This window comes from Agromyces sp. Y782, assembly GCF_059445405.1.
In genome coordinates, this window is sequence record NZ_JCAIUG010000001.1 from 2,768,896 (window position 1) to 2,786,622 (window position 17,727).

At 68.4% G+C, this 17,727-nt stretch carries 21 protein-coding genes; 15 read left to right on the top strand and 6 right to left on the bottom strand.

Features of this window, described 5'->3' with window-relative positions; all coding sequences use genetic code 11:
• Positions 1–124 precede the first annotated feature (124 nt).
• The 5 genes from AC1C2S_RS12545 (at position 125) to AC1C2S_RS12565 (ending at position 3,186) form a co-directional block, all read left to right on the top strand.
• Entirely contained in the window at positions 125–763 is a 639-nt protein-coding gene (locus tag AC1C2S_RS12545) for a hypothetical protein (protein ID WP_495352855.1), read from the top strand.
• Between the two features lie 86 nt (positions 764–849).
• Positions 850–1,389 carry a GNAT family N-acetyltransferase gene (locus AC1C2S_RS12550; protein WP_495352856.1) on the top strand — a complete coding sequence of 180 codons (540 nt, stop codon included), beginning with the start codon at positions 850–852 and terminating at the stop codon, positions 1,387–1,389.
• Positions 1,390–1,474: 85 nt separating this feature from the next.
• The gene (locus tag AC1C2S_RS12555) at positions 1,475–1,768 is read left to right on the top strand and encodes a DUF6412 domain-containing protein (RefSeq protein ID WP_495352857.1); all 294 of its coding nucleotides are present in this window, start codon (positions 1,475–1,477) and stop codon (positions 1,766–1,768) included.
• 104 nt (positions 1,769–1,872) lie between these two features.
• A complete protein-coding gene (locus AC1C2S_RS12560; RefSeq protein WP_495352858.1) occupies positions 1,873–2,688 on the top strand; it encodes a YidC/Oxa1 family membrane protein insertase in 816 nt (271 codons plus the stop codon).
• Between the two features lie 222 nt (positions 2,689–2,910).
• Entirely contained in the window at positions 2,911–3,186 is a 276-nt protein-coding gene (locus AC1C2S_RS12565) for a GlsB/YeaQ/YmgE family stress response membrane protein (protein WP_056011036.1), read from the top strand.
• A 68-nt stretch (positions 3,187–3,254) separates the two neighbouring features.
• On the opposite strand, the gene AC1C2S_RS12570 is transcribed toward AC1C2S_RS12565, so the two are convergent.
• Both AC1C2S_RS12570 and AC1C2S_RS12575 read right to left on the bottom strand, forming a co-directional pair.
• Positions 3,255–4,004 carry a glutamine amidotransferase gene (locus AC1C2S_RS12570; protein ID WP_495352859.1) on the bottom strand — a complete coding sequence of 250 codons (750 nt, stop codon included), beginning with the start codon at positions 4,002–4,004 and terminating at the stop codon, positions 3,255–3,257.
• Positions 4,001–4,732 carry a LysR family substrate-binding domain-containing protein gene (locus AC1C2S_RS12575; RefSeq protein WP_495352860.1) on the bottom strand — a complete coding sequence of 244 codons (732 nt, stop codon included), beginning with the start codon at positions 4,730–4,732 and terminating at the stop codon, positions 4,001–4,003. Before AC1C2S_RS12575 ends, AC1C2S_RS12570 begins: the two co-directional genes overlap by 4 nt.
• Positions 4,733–4,873: 141 nt before the next feature.
• On the opposite strand from AC1C2S_RS12575, the gene AC1C2S_RS12580 reads away from it, so the two are divergent.
• Positions 4,874–5,254 (top strand): DUF5997 family protein, encoded by a 381-nt coding sequence (locus tag AC1C2S_RS12580; RefSeq protein WP_495353247.1) that lies wholly within the window; start codon positions 4,874–4,876, stop codon positions 5,252–5,254.
• A 16-nt stretch (positions 5,255–5,270) separates the two neighbouring features.
• Here the strand turns inward: AC1C2S_RS12580 and AC1C2S_RS12585 are convergent, their stop codons facing one another.
• The gene (locus tag AC1C2S_RS12585; protein WP_495352861.1) at positions 5,271–5,924 is read right to left on the bottom strand and encodes an alpha/beta hydrolase; all 654 of its coding nucleotides are present in this window, start codon (positions 5,922–5,924) and stop codon (positions 5,271–5,273) included.
• A 35-nt stretch (positions 5,925–5,959) separates the two neighbouring features.
• On the opposite strand from AC1C2S_RS12585, the gene AC1C2S_RS12590 reads away from it, so the two are divergent.
• Positions 5,960–6,541: an NUDIX hydrolase family protein gene (locus AC1C2S_RS12590; RefSeq protein ID WP_495352862.1), complete on the top strand. Its 582-nt coding sequence runs from the start codon at positions 5,960–5,962 to the stop codon at positions 6,539–6,541.
• A 24-nt stretch (positions 6,542–6,565) separates the two neighbouring features.
• Here the strand turns inward: AC1C2S_RS12590 and AC1C2S_RS12595 are convergent, their stop codons facing one another.
• Both AC1C2S_RS12595 and AC1C2S_RS12600 read right to left on the bottom strand, forming a co-directional pair.
• Complete coding sequence (locus AC1C2S_RS12595) at positions 6,566–6,667, bottom strand: zinc-binding dehydrogenase (protein ID WP_495352863.1); 102 nt, start codon at positions 6,665–6,667, stop codon at positions 6,566–6,568.
• A 38-nt stretch (positions 6,668–6,705) separates the two neighbouring features.
• Positions 6,706–7,599: an NADP-dependent oxidoreductase gene (locus AC1C2S_RS12600; RefSeq protein WP_495353248.1), complete on the bottom strand. Its 894-nt coding sequence runs from the start codon at positions 7,597–7,599 to the stop codon at positions 6,706–6,708.
• Between the two features lie 246 nt (positions 7,600–7,845).
• On the opposite strand from AC1C2S_RS12600, the gene AC1C2S_RS12605 reads away from it, so the two are divergent.
• Entirely contained in the window at positions 7,846–8,205 is a 360-nt protein-coding gene (locus AC1C2S_RS12605) for a hypothetical protein (protein WP_495352864.1), read from the top strand.
• A 31-nt stretch (positions 8,206–8,236) separates the two neighbouring features.
• Here the strand turns inward: AC1C2S_RS12605 and AC1C2S_RS12610 are convergent, their stop codons facing one another.
• Positions 8,237–8,740: a GNAT family N-acetyltransferase gene (locus AC1C2S_RS12610; protein WP_495352865.1), complete on the bottom strand. Its 504-nt coding sequence runs from the start codon at positions 8,738–8,740 to the stop codon at positions 8,237–8,239.
• 223 nt (positions 8,741–8,963) lie between these two features.
• On the opposite strand from AC1C2S_RS12610, the gene AC1C2S_RS12615 reads away from it, so the two are divergent.
• The 7 genes from AC1C2S_RS12615 to AC1C2S_RS12645 are packed head-to-tail and all read left to right on the top strand — an operon-like array spanning position 8,964 to position 17,692.
• On the top strand, positions 8,964–10,970 hold the full coding sequence (locus tag AC1C2S_RS12615) for a glycoside hydrolase family 127 protein (RefSeq protein WP_495352866.1): 2,007 nt from the start codon (positions 8,964–8,966) through the stop codon (positions 10,968–10,970).
• Positions 10,971–11,012: 42 nt separating this feature from the next.
• Positions 11,013–12,710, top strand: coding sequence for an ABC transporter substrate-binding protein (locus AC1C2S_RS12620; protein WP_495352867.1), 1,698 nt, complete (start codon positions 11,013–11,015; stop codon positions 12,708–12,710).
• Between the two features lie 3 nt (positions 12,711–12,713).
• Positions 12,714–13,673 carry an ABC transporter permease gene (locus tag AC1C2S_RS12625; RefSeq protein ID WP_495352868.1) on the top strand — a complete coding sequence of 320 codons (960 nt, stop codon included), beginning with the start codon at positions 12,714–12,716 and terminating at the stop codon, positions 13,671–13,673.
• Positions 13,673–14,668: an ABC transporter permease gene (locus AC1C2S_RS12630; RefSeq protein WP_495352869.1), complete on the top strand. Its 996-nt coding sequence runs from the start codon at positions 13,673–13,675 to the stop codon at positions 14,666–14,668. Before AC1C2S_RS12625 ends, AC1C2S_RS12630 begins: the two co-directional genes overlap by 1 nt.
• Positions 14,665–15,522 carry an ABC transporter ATP-binding protein gene (locus tag AC1C2S_RS12635; RefSeq protein ID WP_495352870.1) on the top strand — a complete coding sequence of 286 codons (858 nt, stop codon included), beginning with the start codon at positions 14,665–14,667 and terminating at the stop codon, positions 15,520–15,522. Before AC1C2S_RS12630 ends, AC1C2S_RS12635 begins: the two co-directional genes overlap by 4 nt.
• On the top strand, positions 15,519–16,367 hold the full coding sequence (locus AC1C2S_RS12640; RefSeq protein WP_495352871.1) for an ABC transporter ATP-binding protein: 849 nt from the start codon (positions 15,519–15,521) through the stop codon (positions 16,365–16,367). The genes AC1C2S_RS12635 and AC1C2S_RS12640 overlap by 4 nt, the downstream gene beginning before the upstream one ends.
• Complete coding sequence (locus tag AC1C2S_RS12645; RefSeq protein ID WP_495352872.1) at positions 16,364–17,692, top strand: alpha/beta fold hydrolase; 1,329 nt, start codon at positions 16,364–16,366, stop codon at positions 17,690–17,692. Before AC1C2S_RS12640 ends, AC1C2S_RS12645 begins: the two co-directional genes overlap by 4 nt.
• Positions 17,693–17,727 lie beyond the last annotated feature (35 nt).

A 17,727-nucleotide genomic window follows, 5' to 3' on the forward strand; every position in this document is an offset into this window, starting at 1 on the left:
GAACCAGTCTGCCTCGTGAGGCCGACGCTCCCACATCACCCGAACCGAGTGATTCGGAACATCGACGGCTTCGGTACCGTGGGCCGGTCCCGATCCGGTCCCGATCCGGACCACGAGGAGCACGATGTCCACCGAGCAGCCAGCCGAGTCGCGGACGCGTCAGCGGTGGGCGGAGGCGCGGGAGATCATCGCCGTCTTCCTGCTGTCGGTCACCGCGATCCTGACGGCGTGGTGCGGCTTCGAGTCCTCGAAGTGGAGCGGGCAGATGTCGATCGACTTCAGCCAGGCTTCCGCCGCGCGAATCAAGTCGGTCGACCTCGCGAGCGAGTCGCGCGACGCGCAGGCGGTGGACCTCGCCATCTACACCCAGTGGATCGATGCGACGGCGACGGGCGACACCGCACTCGCCGACTACGTGCGTGCTCGATTCACTCCGGAGTTCACGGTCGCGTTCGAGGACTGGCAGGCCGGCGGCGAGGACCTCAAGTCGCCGTTCGCCGAACCGAGCTATGTTCCGATCGGGAAGGAGGAGTCGGTCGCGGCGGCGAAACTCGCCGACGAGAAGTTCGAGGCCGCACTCGAGAGCAACCAGCGCGGTGACAACTACTCGCTGCTCACCGTGCTCTTCGCGATGGTGCTGTTCTTCACGGCGATGTCCGAGCGCAACACCTCGCGCTGGCCCGGATGGTTCCTGCTCGGGCTCGGCGCCGTCGTGGCGATCGCCGGCGGGGTGATCCTCGCCACGTTCCCCGTGCTGGTGTGAGCTGGGCCCCGAATCGCACCCGGTGCTAGCGTGGATGGCCGACCACGCGGCATCCGTCGCCGTGGATTCCGCGGAGGGAACGCAGCGTGCATCAACCGGTCGAACTCGACGAGGGCCTCATGTTCCGTGAACTCGCGATCGGCGACGGGCCTGCGCTCGCCGCGGCGTATACGCGCAACCGCGAGCACCTCGCGCCCTGGGAGCCCGCCCGAACCGACGACTTCTTCACCGCCGAGATGCACCGGCGCGACGTCGAGGCATCGCTCACCCGACTCGAGGCGGGTCTCGCCGTGCCGTTCGTGATCGTCGACGGCGACGAGATCGTCGGCCGGATGAATCTCTCCGACATCGTGCGCGGCGCGTTCCAGAATGCGCACCTCGGCTACTGGATCGACGCCCGCTATGCCGGGCGCGGCCTCGCGACGACGGCGGTCGGTCTCGCCGTGCATGCGGCGCGCGGCATCGGTCTGCACCGCGTGCAGGCGGGCACGCTCGTGCACAATGCCGCGTCGCAGGCGGTGCTCGCCCGCAACGGGTTCGAACGCTTCGGGCTCTCCCGCCGGCACTTGCGCATCGCGGGGGAGTGGCAGGATCACGTGCTCTTCGAGCGGCTGCTCGAAGAGTGAGCCGAACCGCACCGGCCGCCGGTGTTAGCGTGGACCCACGCGAGCGCACCGGCACGGGCCGCCGCGACGACCGAGGGGAGCTGACGTGATCGAACTTGTCGTCGCCCTCTTCCGGGTCGCGCAGGCCTCACTCGAGATCGCGCTCGCCTCGAACGCGCAGATGTCGATCGTGCTCCTCGGTGTCGTCGGAGCGGCCGCCGTCGCCGTGGTCGTCGTGGCCTGTCAGGCGTTGCCGGCGATCGTCGCGGCCGACGCGAGCGGCGCGGCCACACGGTTCCGGCAGACGGCTGACCCGTGGCGACTCCTCGCGCAGAGCGACCCCGACGCACCCGGGCGCGCTCGCCCGAGGGCGCCGACACGCGGCATCGCGGCCGCGTAGCGACACTCGACCGACGCAACCATCGCCCAGCGGGCGACGGCTCGGCGACCCGATTCCTCGCGGCCAGACGGATTCACACATCCCTCCGACCGCAAGGAACTCCCATGGACCTCTATGCCTTCCCGCCCATCGCCGCCATTCTCGACGGCGCACATGCCGTGCTCATGGCCCTCGCGGGCATCCTCGAACCGCTCATCGGCATCGCGAGTGCCGCGGCGGCCGTCGTGCTCGTCACCCTGCTCGTGCGCGCAGCACTCATCCCCGTCGGCGTCTCGCAGGCCAAGGCCGAACAGACGCGTTCCCGCCTCGCCCCGAAGCTCGCCGCGCTGCAGCAGAAGCACAAGAAGAACCCCGAGCGACTGCAGCGCGAGACGATGGCGCTCTACGGCGAGGAGGGCACCACGCCCTTCGCCGGGTGCCTGCCGATGCTCGTGCAGGCGCCCATCGTCGGCGTGATCTACGCGCTCTTCATCCTTCCGACGATCGCCGGGCACCCGAACGCGCTGCTCGAGCAGACCTTCTTCGGCGTGCCGCTCGGCTCGAGCCTCGCGGGCCAGATCGCGACCGGCACGCTGACGCCGGGCGCACTGTTCGTGTTCGGCGTCGTGATCGTCGGCATCGCCGTCGTCGGTGAGATCACCCGACGCGTCTTCCAGCCGCGCCCGGCCGCCGGTGGGGTCGCCACCACGAGCCGAGCGGATGCCGCGGCGAAGACCGACGCCGTAGGGGCATCCGCTGCCCTGCTCGCCGGGCCGGGAATGGCTCGAGCGCTCGGCGCACTGCAGTTCATCACCGCCGTGATCGCCGTGTTCGTGCCGCTCGCCGCCGCCCTGTACCTCTTCGTCACGGTGGCGTGGACGCTGTGCCAACGAGTGCTGCTGCGACGCAGGTATCCCCTGCAGGCGCCGCTGCCGGCGTGACGGTGGCGGCGCGAGCGATCGGAGCGGGCGCCCTCGATCTCACCCGAAGATCGGGGGCGTTCCGCTGTACCCGCGGGTGCTGTGCACGGCCGTCTTCCGCCGTCATTCTCGGCTCGAGCCCCCGGGTCATGCCCCATATCGTGTCGCGCGACACGCGCACAAGGGCTTGCCGACATGTGGTGAGCGGTGGTTTCGTAGGGGAATCAAACGAAGGAGCACAACATGAGTTTCCTCGCGTTTCTGATCCTCGGCCTCATCGCCGGGGCGATCGCCAAGCTGATCCTGCCTGGCAATCAGGGCGGCGGGTGGTTCGTCACCCTGCTGCTCGGCGTCGTCGGCGCTCTGCTCGGCGGCTGGATCGGCAGTGCCATCTTCGGCATCGGCATGGATCAGTTCTGGGATCTCGGCACGTGGCTCCTCGCCATCGCCGGATCGATCATCGTGCTGTTGATCTGGGGCCTCATCACTCGGGGCCGCAGCAAGAGCACGGCAGCCTGAGACCGTTCGGCTCGACGAACGCCGCGTGCTCGTCGGCCGGCCTCACCGGCCGGTCGACGGCACGCGGCTCATTCGCGTGCGCGTTCGAGGGCGAGCTCGGCGAAGCGTCTCAGCATGCGTTGCGGTTCGATGACGGATGCCGCGGCCAGCTGTTCGCCGACCTCGCGCAGTTCGCTCGCCGGGAAGTAGCCGTGGTGGCGATAGACCTGTGCGCGGGCGATGAAGTCGTCGGTCGACACCTCGGGGTGGAATTGCGTCGCGTAGACACCCGCGCCCACGCGGTAGATCTGCACGGGGCATCCTTCTGACGATGCCAGCAACCGGGCGTCTGCCGGCAGTCGCTCGGTGGCCTCCTTATGGCCGACGAGCGCGTCGAACCGCTCGGGCAACGCGCCGACGAGCGGGTCGGCCACGCCCTCGGCGGTGAGGCGGATCTCGACGGCCTGGGCCTGTTCGCCGTGTGCCGTGCCGACCTCGCCGCCGAGCAGCCGGGTCAGCACTCCGATGCCATAGCAGGTGAGCAGGAGTGGGAAGTCGGCCGCGAGCGCCTGTTCGGCGAGACGGGCGAGATCGGACTCGACACGGCGCTGCACCTCGTGCTTGCCCGCCTCAGGGGTCGTCACGTTGAACGGGCTGCCGCCCACGACGATTCCGACGTAGTCGTCGATCGCGACATCGCCGAGGGGGTCGACGTCGAGGCGCACGTGTTCGAGGCTCCCGGCATCGACGCCCATCGCGCGGCGCACCGACTCGTACTCTGGGCCGACGGCCTCGACCTCGGGGCGTGCTGAGAGGAAGAGGAACCGCCTCTGCGTCATCGACCTCTCCGTCGGCTGCGCTGCTTCGCACCCCCGCCGGTGCGTGGCGCCGGCCGGCCGGCCGTGCCCCCGGACTTGCCCTTGCCCCCGGACTTGCCCTTGCCACCGCCGGCCGCTTTGGCCGCAGCAGCTCGGCGTTCGGCTGCGGCGAGCTTGGCCGCCTTCGCGGGCTTCATCGGGGGCGGGTCGTCGGCCGATCCGCGCGAGCTCTTCGCACCGCGACCACGCACGACGGCGACGAACTCCTGGATGTCGGTGTCGTCTCGGTCGCGACGCCAGACCAATGAGATCTGCGTGGCCGGGGCATCCGTCACCGGAATCGCGACGACGTCTTTGCGGCGATGCAGCCGGGCGACGGACTGCGGCAGGATCGCATGGCCGGTGCCCGCGGCGACGAGCTCGACGGTCATCGCGGCATCTGGCTGCACGGGTGCGGGCGTCTCGTTCTCGAAGTCGGCGAGGGTGAGTTCATCGGCATCGGCGAGCGGATGCTCCTTCGCCAGCACCACGACCGCGAGCTCCTCCCAGAGGGCGACGGCGTGCAGGCCCTCGGTCTCGACGGGGAGTCGCACGAACGCGACGTCGGCCTCGCCCGCGAGGAGCGCGGTGAGTTGCTCGGGCTGTTCGACGACGAGCGCCTCGAGCGGAAGGTCGGGCCGGCGTTCGCCCCACACCTTGAACCATTTCGAGGGGCTCACGCCGGCGACGTATCGCAGTGTCAGTGCCACCCCGGCCCCCGTTCGCAAGCGGCCTCGCACAGCCTGCATCCAGCGTAGACGATGGCCGCCCGGCCGGCTCGGGTGGGCGGATGCCGCGCGACGGGCTACGGTGTGAAGGTGAGCCAGTCCCAGTCGAGAAACGCCCAGACCATGAAAGCGGAGACCGCAGCCAAGAAGCTCGGCATCCTCCTCGAGGCCGCGCCCGAGGAGTTCCGCACCGGGGTCGTCACGCGCGACGAAGTGGCTGCGCTGCAGGCCGACCCGCCCGAGTGGCTGCAGGTGCTGCGCCGCGAGGGACCGCACCCGCGCACCGTGGTCGCGGCGAAGCTCGGCGTCTCCAACTCTGGCCTGGCCCGTGGCGAGGTCACCGAACCGCTCACGACCGCCCAGATCAAGGCGTTGCTCGAGGCCCCGCCCGCCTGGCTCGTCACCGAACGTGCAACGCAGGCCGCCGTGCGCGCCGAGAAGATCCGCGTCGCCGATCGCGACAAGGAGCGCGCCGAGCGCCGCAGCGGCGGCTCGGGCGTCTAGGTCTCGATACGCTTCGCTACTCGACCAGCGGTGTCGGGTAGCGGGCGGCGAGGAAGGCTGAAGCGTCGGCGAGTTCGCGCTCGGAAACCGAGTGGCCGAGCCCTTCGTAGATGCGCTCATCGAGATCCGCGTGCGTCGGCAGCCAGGCTTGCGTTCGAGCCACGGATGCCGCGGGGATCACCTCATCGAGTGTGCCGCGACCCCAGAAGACGGGCGGGGTGAGCTCCGACATCCGCTCATCGCCGTCGCGGTCGCCCGGCAGCGCGAAACCCGCGAGGCTCACCGCGAACGTGAAACGCTCGGGTGCGCGCCGGAGCAGCTCGAGCGCCATCGCGCCGCCCTGGGAGAAGCCGAGCACGCCGACCGACGAGACGTCGGGGGCCACCCGGTCGAGCCAATCGATGACGGCCGTCGTCGCGGCATCCGCCCCCTCGATCGAGAGCTCGACACCCTCGTCGGTGAGCGGGAACCACGCGTGACCGTAGCCCGTGAACGTCGGCGCACGGAGCGAGGCGATGGCCGGCGCGAGCGGCAGGTACGGTGTGAGACCGAACAGGTCGCCCTCGTTGGAGTTGTACCCGTGCAGCAGCACGAGGAGCGGACGACCCTCGCGATCGGCCGCGGATGCAGACCAGAGCACCGCCTCATCGTCGATCTGCACGGGAACCATGGGTCAACGCTAGTGGTGTGAGGCAGAATCAAGGCATGAGCGTACGCACTCCCGACCCGGACTGGAATCCCGACGACGATCCCGACGTCAGGCCGCCGGCGAATCCGGGATGGCTCACCGACCTCGAGCTCGCCGAGGTGCGGGGCAGGTTGCCGCTGCTCTACGTCGAGGCGGTGCCGGTGCGGGTCGACGGGCTCGGGCAGGTCACCGAGGTCGGCGTACTGTTGCGGGCGAACGCGGTGGGGGAGATGACCCGCACCCTCGTCTCAGGGCGGGTCATGTACGGCGAGACGATTCGAGACGCGCTGTTCCGCCATCTCGAAAAGGACCTGGGGCCGATGGCCTTCCCGTTGCTGCCCGCGAGCTCGGTGCCGTTCAGCGTCGCCGAGTACTTCCCGTTGCCCGGCATCTCGCACTTCACCGATGAACGCCAGCACGCGGTGTCGCTCGCCTTCGTCGTGCCCGTCACGGGCACGTGCGAACCGCGCCAGGATGCGCTCGAGGTGACGTGGATGACTCCCGAGGAGGCAGTGAGCGACGGCATCGCCGCTGAGATGGAGGGCGGACGCGGCTCGCTCGTCAAGCAGGCGCTCGCCTCGGTGGGCGCCCTGCGCTAACAGTCGCCGATCACTGGTCTCCGGTCAGCCGACTGTCACTACGACCTTGCCTTTGGCCCGACGGCTTTCAACGCGTGCGAAGGCAGCTGCCGCCTTGTCGAACGGGTAGATGCTGTCGATCTTCACTTCGAGGAAACCAGCGTCGATGAGGCTCGCCAGCGCGATCAGTCCTCTCGGCTCGGGCGCATGGAGAGACGCTGATAGAAGAGGCCCTTGGCTGCCGCACGACGCCGGATGCGCGAGGTGGCGAGGCGGAGTGCGCCGTCGAGGAACATCTCCCTCCCCGGCGCGAGCGCATAGTCCTGACTGATGGATCCGGGTGTCGGTGTCGCCGCGACGGAGACGACACGCCCGCGAGGTGACATCAGCTCGAAGATGCCGGCAAGATCTGTTTTCGGTACAAGATCGAATGCCGTATCGAACGTTCCCCAGCTCGCATCCACTGGCCGGGACCGATAGTCGATCACCTCGTCGGCACCGAGGCGAAGAAGTTCCTCTTCGCTGCTTGCGGAAGCGGTCGCCACGATGTGTGCGCCGAGTCGATTCGCGAGTTGGATCGCGAACATGCCGACCATGCTGGAGCCACCGGTGATCAGCAGGCGCTCGCCTCGTTTCACCATGAGCACGTCTCGAATCGCCTGGAGTGCGGTCGTCCCGGCCAAGGGAACGGCTGCCGCTTGCGCGTACGACAGCGTTCGCGGCGAGGGCGCGACCAGGTCCGCCGCGATCGCGACCTCTTCGGCGAGGGCGCCGAGGGAGGCCTTGTCGGTGCGTGCGAAGACCGCGTCACCGACGGCGACGGAGGTGACTCCTTCCCCGACGGCGGTGACGATGCCGGAGAGTTCGTTCCCCGGGACCAGTGGAAACCGGGTGGGACTGAAGAGCCGGAACGCGCCTGTCCGTTGAAGGATGTCGATGGGGTTCAGGCCGATCGCCTGGGTTCTCACGACGACGTCGCCGGGACCGGCGACCGGACTTCGGCGTTCTCCGAGCTGGAGGACCTCGGGTCCGCCGAAGCTGGTGTATTCATATGCGCGAATGGGGTCCTCCGGTGGCAGTCAGCGCAGTCGACGAGGGCACGCAATCGATTGATTACTTTAGGTCCTAGCACGGCGACTCGAGATCCCGGAATTCTTGGCCAAAGGCATGTTGATCAACGTCATGCTCGCCACCCGAATGGACGACGACGACGACTCGGGACGCTGAGAGCGCGGAACTTCTCGACTCATGCGTACCCGACGGCATGCACCTTCTTCGCCTCGAACCAGCGACATGACCGTCCGTCGGCATCGATCGCGCTGCTGGTGCTGCTCAGCGGTTGCACGTTCGGTGAGCACTATGCGATTTTCGACCGGGAGGCGGAATCGGCCGATGCGCCTCCATCCGAGTTTGTCGATGACGAGCTCTACGACGTCGACACCCTTCGCTTCGCCACGGAGTATGAGGGCGACCGCCTCTACCTCGCGAAGGGCAGCGGCCCCGATGGGGGGATCTGCCTTCTCATCGACGGTCCTGAAGACGACGGCAGGTCGATGGCCTGCAGCGGCGGCAGCTGGGTGGGGTCGAATGGCCGCCACGAGTACCACGTGCACCCCGATGGCGCGCCGCTGCCCGATGATGTCTACACGGACCTGACTGAGAACGTTTCGGTCAAGACGGGGTAGGTCGATCGACGGGGGCTGCTATCGTCCGTTTTCAGCGGACGAGGCGAACCTCGTGGATCTCTTCGCCGAGGAACGGCTGCACCTGTTCCGCGCCATCGGCCACGAAGCCGTTGCGTGCGTAGAAGCGGTGAGCACGAGGATTGTCTGAGGCGACCCAGAGGTAGACGGCGTCGTCGCCGACGGCGGCGTCGAAGAGCTTCTGGCCGATGCCGGTGCCGTGGTAGGCGTCGAGCAGGTAGATGAAGAAGAGCTCGCGCTCGCGCGGCGGGTTCTCGTCTCGGGCGGGACCCGAGCCGACGAATCCGACGATCTCGCCGTCGACGAGGGCTGCGAACTGCGAGTACTCCTCGCCGCGCTCGGCGTAGTGGTTCCACAGCTCGGCCATGCGGCGAGGGGAGAGGTGCTCGAAGGCGGCGGCGCTGATCAGGTGGTCGTAGGTCTCGTGCCAGCAGGTGGCGTGTACGCGGCCGAGGGCCTCCGCATCGGAGTCTCTGATGGGGCGGACGACGACATCGGCAACGACTTCGGTGCTCATGTCCCGAGACTAAGCCAGCGCGCGCGTGCGGCGAAATCGACGACGCCAGGGCTCGCCGCCGGGCGTGTCGGCGTGCGTCCGGCCGTTCGTTTCGATCATGTGAAGTCTCGCCGGTTCATGACCTCCGGGCTTGACGGGAGCGGAACACGTCCCCGTAATATGTCACCCACTACAACATCACGTACCGTGATGCATGACACAGCACAGAGGGGTCTGTTCGCACATGGAAGACACGGTTGTCGAGCCACGAGGAGTGCACGAACGCTCGGCGACACGGGATCCTGCGGTCTCACCGACGGTCGCATCGCGAGTGCCGCTCGGCTCCGGCCGGGTGCGCCTCACCTCCGGGCAGCTCGCCGACTGGCAGCGACGCAATCGTGAAGCGACGATTCCCCACTCGCTCGAGCAATTGCGTCTGGCGGGCAACCTCGACAACCTCCGCCGCATCGCCGAACCCGACGGCGAGGCTGCAACCCACCCGTTCCGCGGCCGATACCCGTTCCTCGACACCGACGTGTTCAAGACGCTCGAGGGCCTGGCCTACGAGCTCGGCCGCAGCGGTGACGATCGCGACGGCGATGTCGCAGGCACTGCGCACGCCGTGACCACTGCGTTCTACGAAGAAGCCGTCGATCTCATCGAGCGAGCCCAACGCGCCGACGGCTACCTGAACTCGTACTTCCAGGCACCCGACGTCGAGAAGAACCCGTGGCAGGACCTCTCATGGGGCCACGAGCTCTACAACCTCGGTCACCTCGCGCAAGCAGCGGTCGCGGCATCCCGGCAGCTCGGCGACGACCGCCTGCTCACGGTGGCCCGCCGCTTCGCCGACCTCGCCTACGAGCGGTTCGGCCCCGACGGCGAGGATGCCGTCTGTGGGCACCCCGAGGTCGAGATGGCGCTCGTCGAACTCGGCCGCGAGACCGGCGAGGCCCGCTACCTCGAACTCGCGAGACTGTTCATCGATCGTCGCGGACGTGGCACGGTCGCACTCAGCGTCTTCCCCGCCGAGTACTTCCAAGACAACGCGCCGCTTCGCGAACTCGACTCCGTGACCGGCCACGCCGTGCGCATGACCTACCTCGCCGCCGGCGCAGCCGACGTCGCCCTCGAGCGCGACGACACGACGCTCGACGCCGCGCTCGAGCGACTCTGGAACGACATGGTCGACACGAAGCTCTACCTCACGGGCGGCCTCGGCAGCCGGCACTCCGATGAGGCGATCGGCGACCGGTTCGAACTTCCCTCCGAGCGCTCCTACAGCGAGACGTGCGCGGCGATCGCCACGATGCAGTGGGCGTGGCGGATGTACCTCGCCTCGAGTGAGACGCCGTACCTCGACGTTTTCGAGACCGTGCTCTACAACGCGTATGCGGCCGGCCTCTCCGACGACGGGTGCGCGTTCTTCTACGACAACCCGCTGCAGCGCCGTCCCGACCACGAACAGCGTTCAGGTGCAGAGCCCGACGGCGAGTTGCTGCGCCGCGCGTGGTTCGGCTGCCCGTGCTGCCCGCCGAACATCATCCGCTGGACGTCGGAGCTGCAGGACCACGTCGCCGCGGCCGACGCCGACACGCTCTACCTCGCCCAGTTCACCGGTGCCGACATCGAGCACGGCGGCCTCCGCCTCGCGGTGACCACCGAATACCCCTGGACCGAACGGGTCACGATCGACGTCGCCGATGCGCCGGCCGACGCGCCGCGTCTCGCGCTGCGAGTGCCCGCGTGGTGCCACGGTGCGAGCCTCACGATCAACGGCGAGACGATCGCGGCCGACGCCCCAGCGGGCTGGCTGCGGATCGAGCAGACGCTCGGCGCGGGCGATCGCATCGAACTCGACCTCCCGATGCCCGTGCGCGCCCACGGCGCCGACCCACGAGTCGACGCCCTGCGCGGCTCGATCGCCCTCGCCCGGGGCCCGATCGTCTACTGCGCCGAGCAGATCGACAACGAGTTCGAGCTCGACGAACTGCTGCTCGCTCCGGCCGACGCGGCGGCCGCAACTGCCGTGCCCCGCGTCGTCACGGCCGGCAGTCGCGACGAGACCCGGATCATCACGGTGCCGACGCGGGTCGCCCCGCCCCACAAGGGCGGGCTCTACCCCGAGCTCGGCATCGAGAGGGTGACGGATGCCGCGGCATCCGTCACCACAACCGCAACGCTCGTTCCCTACCACCTCTGGGGGAACCGCGGAGCGGCGGCCATGCGCGTGTGGCTTCGCACGGCCTGAACCACTGCACCGTTCCACCACTCTCACACGAAGGAAGACAGCATGAAGCAACGCACCGCGCTCCTCGCGCTGACACTCGCGGGTTCGCTCGCGCTCGTCGGTTGCAGCGCCGCAACCGACACCCCCGACTCCGGAGGTGACGGGGTCGGCGGCACCCCCACCGCGGGCGGCACCCTTCGGGTGCTGCAGAACACCGACTTCTCCCACCTCGACCCCGCACAGGGCTTCGACGGGGGCGTCAACAACTTCTACCGGCTCATCTACCGCACCCTCACCACGCAGAGCACGGGCGAGGGCGCCGAGGGCACCGAGATCGTGCCCGACCTCGCGACCGACCTCGGCACGCCGAACGAGGACGCGACGGTGTGGACCTACACGCTGAAGGACGACATCGCCTTCGAAGACGGCACACCCATCACGAGCGCTGATGTGAAGTTCGGCGTCGAGCGCTCGCTCGACCCGTCGATCGCGATCGGCTCGCCATACGCGAAGATCGTGCTCGACATGCCCGAGGACTACCAGGGCTACTACATCTCGGGGCCCCTCGACACGATCGAGACGCCCGATGAGCAGACCATCGTCTTCCACCTGAACCAGCCGTACGCCGACTTCGACGCCGTCGTCGGCCAGTCGCCGTTCACGCCGTTCCCGGTCGACGCCGACGTGACGACGACGAGCCTCGACCAGCAGCCGATCGCCTCGGGCCCGTACCGGGTCACGGAATACCAGCGCGGCAGCACCCTCGTGCTCGAGCGCAATGAGAACTGGAACCAGGACAGCGACGACGTGCGCGGCGCGTACCCCGACTCGTTCGAGTGGAGCTTCGGACTCGACGGCGCCACGATCGACGAGCGCATGATCGCCGGCCAGGGCGACGACCGAAACGCGATCGCCGGATCCGTGCAGGCCGCGTCGATCTCGCGCATCCAGACGCCCGAGATCCAGGAACGCACGATCCAGGGCCTGCAGGGCTGCACGACGTACATGCCGCTGAACACGACGAAGCCCGGCATGGACAACCCGCTCGTGCGCCAGGCGATCAACCTCGCCGTCGACAAGCAGGCCGTCAAGGACGGCACGGGCGGAAGCCAGCTCGCCGACATCGCCACGACGATGATGCCGCCGACCGTCGCCGGATTCACCGAGTTCGACCTGTACCCCTCCGACGACTTCGCCGGCGACCCGGATGCCGCGAAGGACCTGCTCGCCGAGGCCGGATACCCCGACGGGTTCACGTTCGTGCTCGACATCCGGAACAACCCGAAGATGCAGGCCCAGGCCGAAGCGATCCAGCAGTCGCTCGCCAAGGCCGGCATCACGGTGGAGTTCAACCTCATCGACTCGTCGACCTTCTACGAGGTCATCGGCACCACGTCGCAACAGCACGATGCCGCCATCACGGGCTGGTGCCCTGACTGGGCGTCGGGTGCGACCTTCCTGCCGCCGCTCTTCGAGGGCTCGCAGATCTACGAGAAGGGCAACTCGAACGTCGGCCAGTTGAACGATCCGGCCGTGAACACCCGCATCACCGAGATCCGCGCGATGACCGACGTCGACGAGGCGAACGCCGCATGGGGCGCGCTCGACGAGCAGATCATGGAGATCGCGCCCGCCGTGCCGCTCCTCTTCGAGAAGGCCGTCATGGTCGTCGGCTCGAACGTCGCAGGCGCCTACGCGCACGCGGGATTCTCGGGTGGCATCGACTACGTGTCGGTCGGACTCGCGAGCCCGGAGCAGTAAACGATGTCGACGGTCCCCAGCGAGCTGGCCGTCGAGTCGGAAGCGAAGGGGGCGCTGCCAACGGGCGGCGCCCCCACCCCGGCCCGACGCGTCATCGCGACGCTCATGAAGTCCCCTGCAGTCGTCGTGAGCGTCTGCATCATCCTGTTCATCGCGCTCCTCGCGGTGTGCGCGCCGCTCATCGCGGCGATCACCGGCTGGGGGCCGTACGAATTCGACAAGACCGCGATCGACTCGGATCTCGGCGGCATCCCCATCGGGCCGCTCGGCGGCATCAGCGCCGAGCACTGGCTCGGAGTCGAGCCCGGCAACGGCCGCGACATCCTCGTGCGCGTCGCCTACGGCGCCCAGGTCTCGCTCACCATCGCCGTCTCGGCCACGCTCGTGACGATGACCCTCGGCGTCGTGCTCGGCATGATCGCCGGATTCTTCGGCGGCGTCGCCGACCAGATCATCTCCCGCGTCATGGACTTCCTCATGGCGTTCCCGACCCTCATCTTCATGATCGCGCTGCTCTCCGCACTGCCGGCCGGCAACCGCCCGGCGCTCCTCGTCGTCGTACTCAGCATCTTCGGCTGGCCCTACACCGCGCGGGTCATCCGGGGTCAGACGATGTCGCTGCGTAACAGCGAGTTCGTCGAGGCAGCGCGCGCCTCGGGTGCGCGCCCGGTGCGCATCGCATTCCGCGAGGTGCTGCCGAACCTGCGGGGCACCATCATCGTGCTCGCGACCCTGGCTGTTCCGGGGTACATCGGCACCGAGGCGGGACTCTCCTTCCTCGGCGTCGGCGTCATGCCGCCCACGCCGTCGTGGGGCCAGATGATCTCGACCGCGGTCGGCTGGTACGCCGTCGACCCGATGTTCTTCCTCATTCCGGGCACCTTCCTCTTCCTCACCGTGTTCTCGTTCACCGTGCTCGGCGACCATCTGCGCACGGCGCTCGACACGGGGGATGCCGCGTAATGCTCTTCTACTTCGCTCGCCGCATCCTCGCGGCCCTCGCCATCCTCTTCCTCATCAGCCTGTTCACCTACGCGATCTTCTTCCTGCTCTCGCCCGACCCCGCGGTGCAGATCTGCGGCAAGACGTGCACGCCGGAACGCATCGACCAGATCCGCTCCCAGCTCGGTCTCGACCTGCCGTTCTGGCAGCAGTACTGGCAGTTCATCTCGGGCATCTTCACGGGTCGCACCTACGGTGAGGGCGCCGCGGCGATCGAGTGCGCGGCTCCGTGCCTCGGCTTCAGCTTCCAGACGAACGAGTCGGTCACCGACATGATCACCACCCGGATGCCGGTGAGCATCACCCTCGCCGTCGGCGCGGCCGTGCTCTGGATGCTCGCGGGCATCGGCGGCGGGCTGCTCAGCGCCGTCAAGCAGGGCACCGGCTGGGACAAGGGCGTCATGATGGCCGCGCTCGCCGGCATCAGCCTGCCGAACTACTTCGTCGCCCTACTGCTGCAGTACGTGCTCGTCGTGCAACTGCGGTGGCTGCCGTTCCCGCAGTCGATTCCGTTCGCCGAGGATCCGCTGCTGTGGTTCCAGTCCTACCTGATGCCCTGGCTCGTGCTCGCCTTCGGGTATGCGGCGATGTACTCGCGCATCGTGCGCACGAACGTCATCGACACCCTCGGCCAGAACTTCATGCGCACGGCGAAGGCGAAGGGGCTCGACGCCCCGCTCGTGCTGCGCCGTCACGCGCTGCGTCCGTCGCTCACTCCGGTCGTGACCCTCTTCGGCATGGACTTCGCGGGCCTCCTCGGCGGTGCGCTCATCACCGAGACGGTGTTCGGCCTGAACGGTGTCGGCAAGCTGACGGCCGACTCGATCGCGAAGAACGACCAGCCCGTCATCATGGGCGTCACGCTGCTCGCCGCCGCGCTCGTCGTCATCGCGAACATGCTCGTCGACGTCGCCTACACGTACCTCGACCCGAGAGTGAGGGTGAAGTCCGCATGAGTCTCACATCACCACGCACGATCTCCATCCCCGTGCCCGGCTCGACGCTGCTCGAGGTCGAGCACCTCACGGTGACGTTCCAAACCTCCTCGGGCCCCGTCGACGTCGTGAAGGACGCGTCGTTCCACGTCGAGGCCGGCGACACGCTCGGCATCGTCGGCGAGTCGGGCTCGGGCAAGTCGATGACCTCGCTCGCCATCATGGGGTTGCTGCCTCGGGGCGGCGTCGCACGCGGCAGCATCCGGCTGAACGGCCATGAACTGCTCGGTCGCAGCGACCGCGAGATGCGCCGGGTTCGCGGCGACAAGGTCTCGATGGTCTTCCAGGACCCGCTCTCGTCGCTGAACCCCTACTACACGGTCGGCCTCCAGATCGAGGAGGCGTACCGAGCGCACAACGGCGGCAGCCGCAAGCACGCCCGCAACGTCACGATCGAAGCGCTCGAACGAGTACGAATCGCGGATGCCTCGCGGCGGGTCGATCACTACCCGCACCAGTTCTCTGGCGGCATGCGCCAGCGCATCATGATCGCGATGGCGCTCTGCCTCGAGCCCGATCTGCTGATCGCCGACGAACCGACGACCGCGCTCGACGTCACCGTGCAGGCGCAGATCCTCGAACTGCTCGCCGAACTGCAGCGCGAGACGGGCACGGGCATGGTCTTCATCACCCATGACCTCGCCGTCGTCAGCCAGGTCGCACAAGACGTGCTCGTCATGAAAGACGGCGAGCAGGTCGAGCGCGGCACGACCGAGCAGATCTTCTCGCGGCCGCAGGCGCCCTACACCCGGGCGCTGCTCGAGGCGCTGCCTCGCATCGACGACCCGTTCGAGTTGAAGGGAGCGGGCGCATGACCGAGGCCATCCTCGCCGCAAGGAACGTCAGCAAGGTCTTCGTCACGCGCGGAGAGGGCGCCGTGTTCGCCGGCACGACCCGGTTCACCGCGGTCGACGACGTGAACTTCGAGGTGCCGCGCGGCAAGACGCTCGGCATCGTGGGTGAATCGGGTTCGGGCAAGTCCACCACGGCGCGCATCGTCGCGAAGCTCATCGACCCGACCGAGGGCACCCTCGAGTTCGAGGGCGAGGATGTCACGAAGGCGAGCGGGCGCGCGCTCGCCGCGTTCCGGTCGAACGTGCAGGTCGTCTTCCAGGATCCGTTCTCGTCGTTGAACCCCAGGCACACGATCGAGAAGATCATCGCGGCACCCCTCGACTACCAGGGCATCACGCCGAAGCAGGGCAAGCGCACCCTCGTGCGAGAGCTGCTCGAGCGGGTCGGGCTGAACCCCGACCACGCGCAACGGTATCCGGGCCAGTTCTCGGGCGGCCAGGCGCAGCGCATCGGCATCGCCCGGGCGATCGCCGTGAGTCCGAAGCTCGTGATCTGCGATGAGGCGGTCTCGGCGCTCGACGTCTCGGTGCAGGCGCGTGTCATCAACCTGCTGAACGAGCTGCAGTCCGAGCTCGGGCTCAGCTACGTGTTCATCGCGCACGACCTCGCGGTCGTGCGACAGATCGCCGACACCGTCGCGGTGATGAGCCGGGGCCGTATCGTCGAGCATGGCGACCGGGCGGCGATCTTCGAGCACCCCGAGCACGAGTACACGAAGGCGCTCCTCGCCGCGGTGCCGCAGATCAACCCCGAATGGGAACGCGAGCGGGTGCGCATGCTCGCAGCAGAAGGAGCAGCAGAGTGATCCAGGCCGAGTACACGATCCCCGGTATGCACGTGCGCGACCACCTCGTCGAGGTGCCGCTCGACTGGTTCGACGAGTCGAGCACCCGGCGCATCACCGTGTTCGCCCGCGAGATCGTCGACCCCGTGAAGCGTCGCGACGAGCTGCCGGTACTCGTCTACCTGCAGGGCGGACCAGGCGGCAAGGGCCCGCGCCCGCCCGCGCCCGACGGCTGGGTGGGCGAAGCACTGAAGACGCATCGCGTCGTGCTGCTCGACCAGCGCGGCACCGGCCGGAGTTCGCGCATCGACGGCCGGGTCATCGCGGCCGTCGGCGACGCCGCCGCGCAAGCCGACTATCTCGCCCGCTTCCGCGCGGACTCGATCGTCGCCGACGCCGAGCACCTGCGGAAGACCGTGTTCGGCGGCAAGCGATGGTCGACCCTCGGGCAGAGCTACGGCGGCTTCATCACCCTCTCCTACCTCTCGAACGCGCCCGAGGGGCTCGCGGCGAGCTACGTCACCGGCGGGCTCGCGAGCGTGTGGCCCGATGCCGCAGAGGTGTACCGCCGCACCTACCCGCGCACCGAGGGCAAGAACCGCGAGTTCGCCCGCCGCTACCCGCACCACGTCGCGACGATGTCGCGCATCGCCGACCGGCTCGCGGCCGGCGACGTGGTGCTGCCCGGCGGGGACGCGCTCACGGTGCGGCGCTTCCAGAGCCTCGGCATCGACTACGGCATGAAGCCGGGGTTCGAACGCATGCACTTCCTCATCGACGAAGCCTTCGCCGGGGCATCCGATGAGCTCACCGAGACCTTCCTCGCGCAGGTGGAGGCGCGCAGCTCCTACAGCGACAACCCGCTCTTCGCCGTCATGCAGGAGTCGATCTACGCCTCGGGCGACACCGGCGCGACCGCGTGGGCCGCGCAGGCCGAACGCGAACGACGCCCGCAGTTCGCCGAGTCGGCTCGCCCCCTGCTCATGACCGGCGAGATGATGTTCCCCTGGATGTTCCGGGAGATCCGCGCCCTCGAGCCGTTCGAAGCGGTCGTCGACCTGCTCGCCGAACGCACCGACTGGAGTGCGCTCTACGATCTCGACCGACTCGCCGCCAATGAGGTGCCGCTCGCTGCTGCCGTCTACCACGACGACATGTACGTCGATGCGGGGCTGCAGCTCGCCACGGCCGAGCACGTCGGCAACACACGGGTGTGGGTGACGAACGAATACGAACACGACGGAATCGGATCCGAGCGAGTCTTCCCACGGCTCGTGCAACTCGTCGCCGAGCAGGGCGGGCCGATCGTGGACCAGTCTCACAAGATGAAAGGACACGCAGCATGAGCGAGACCCAGACGACCCCCGCGGCTTCGGCCCAC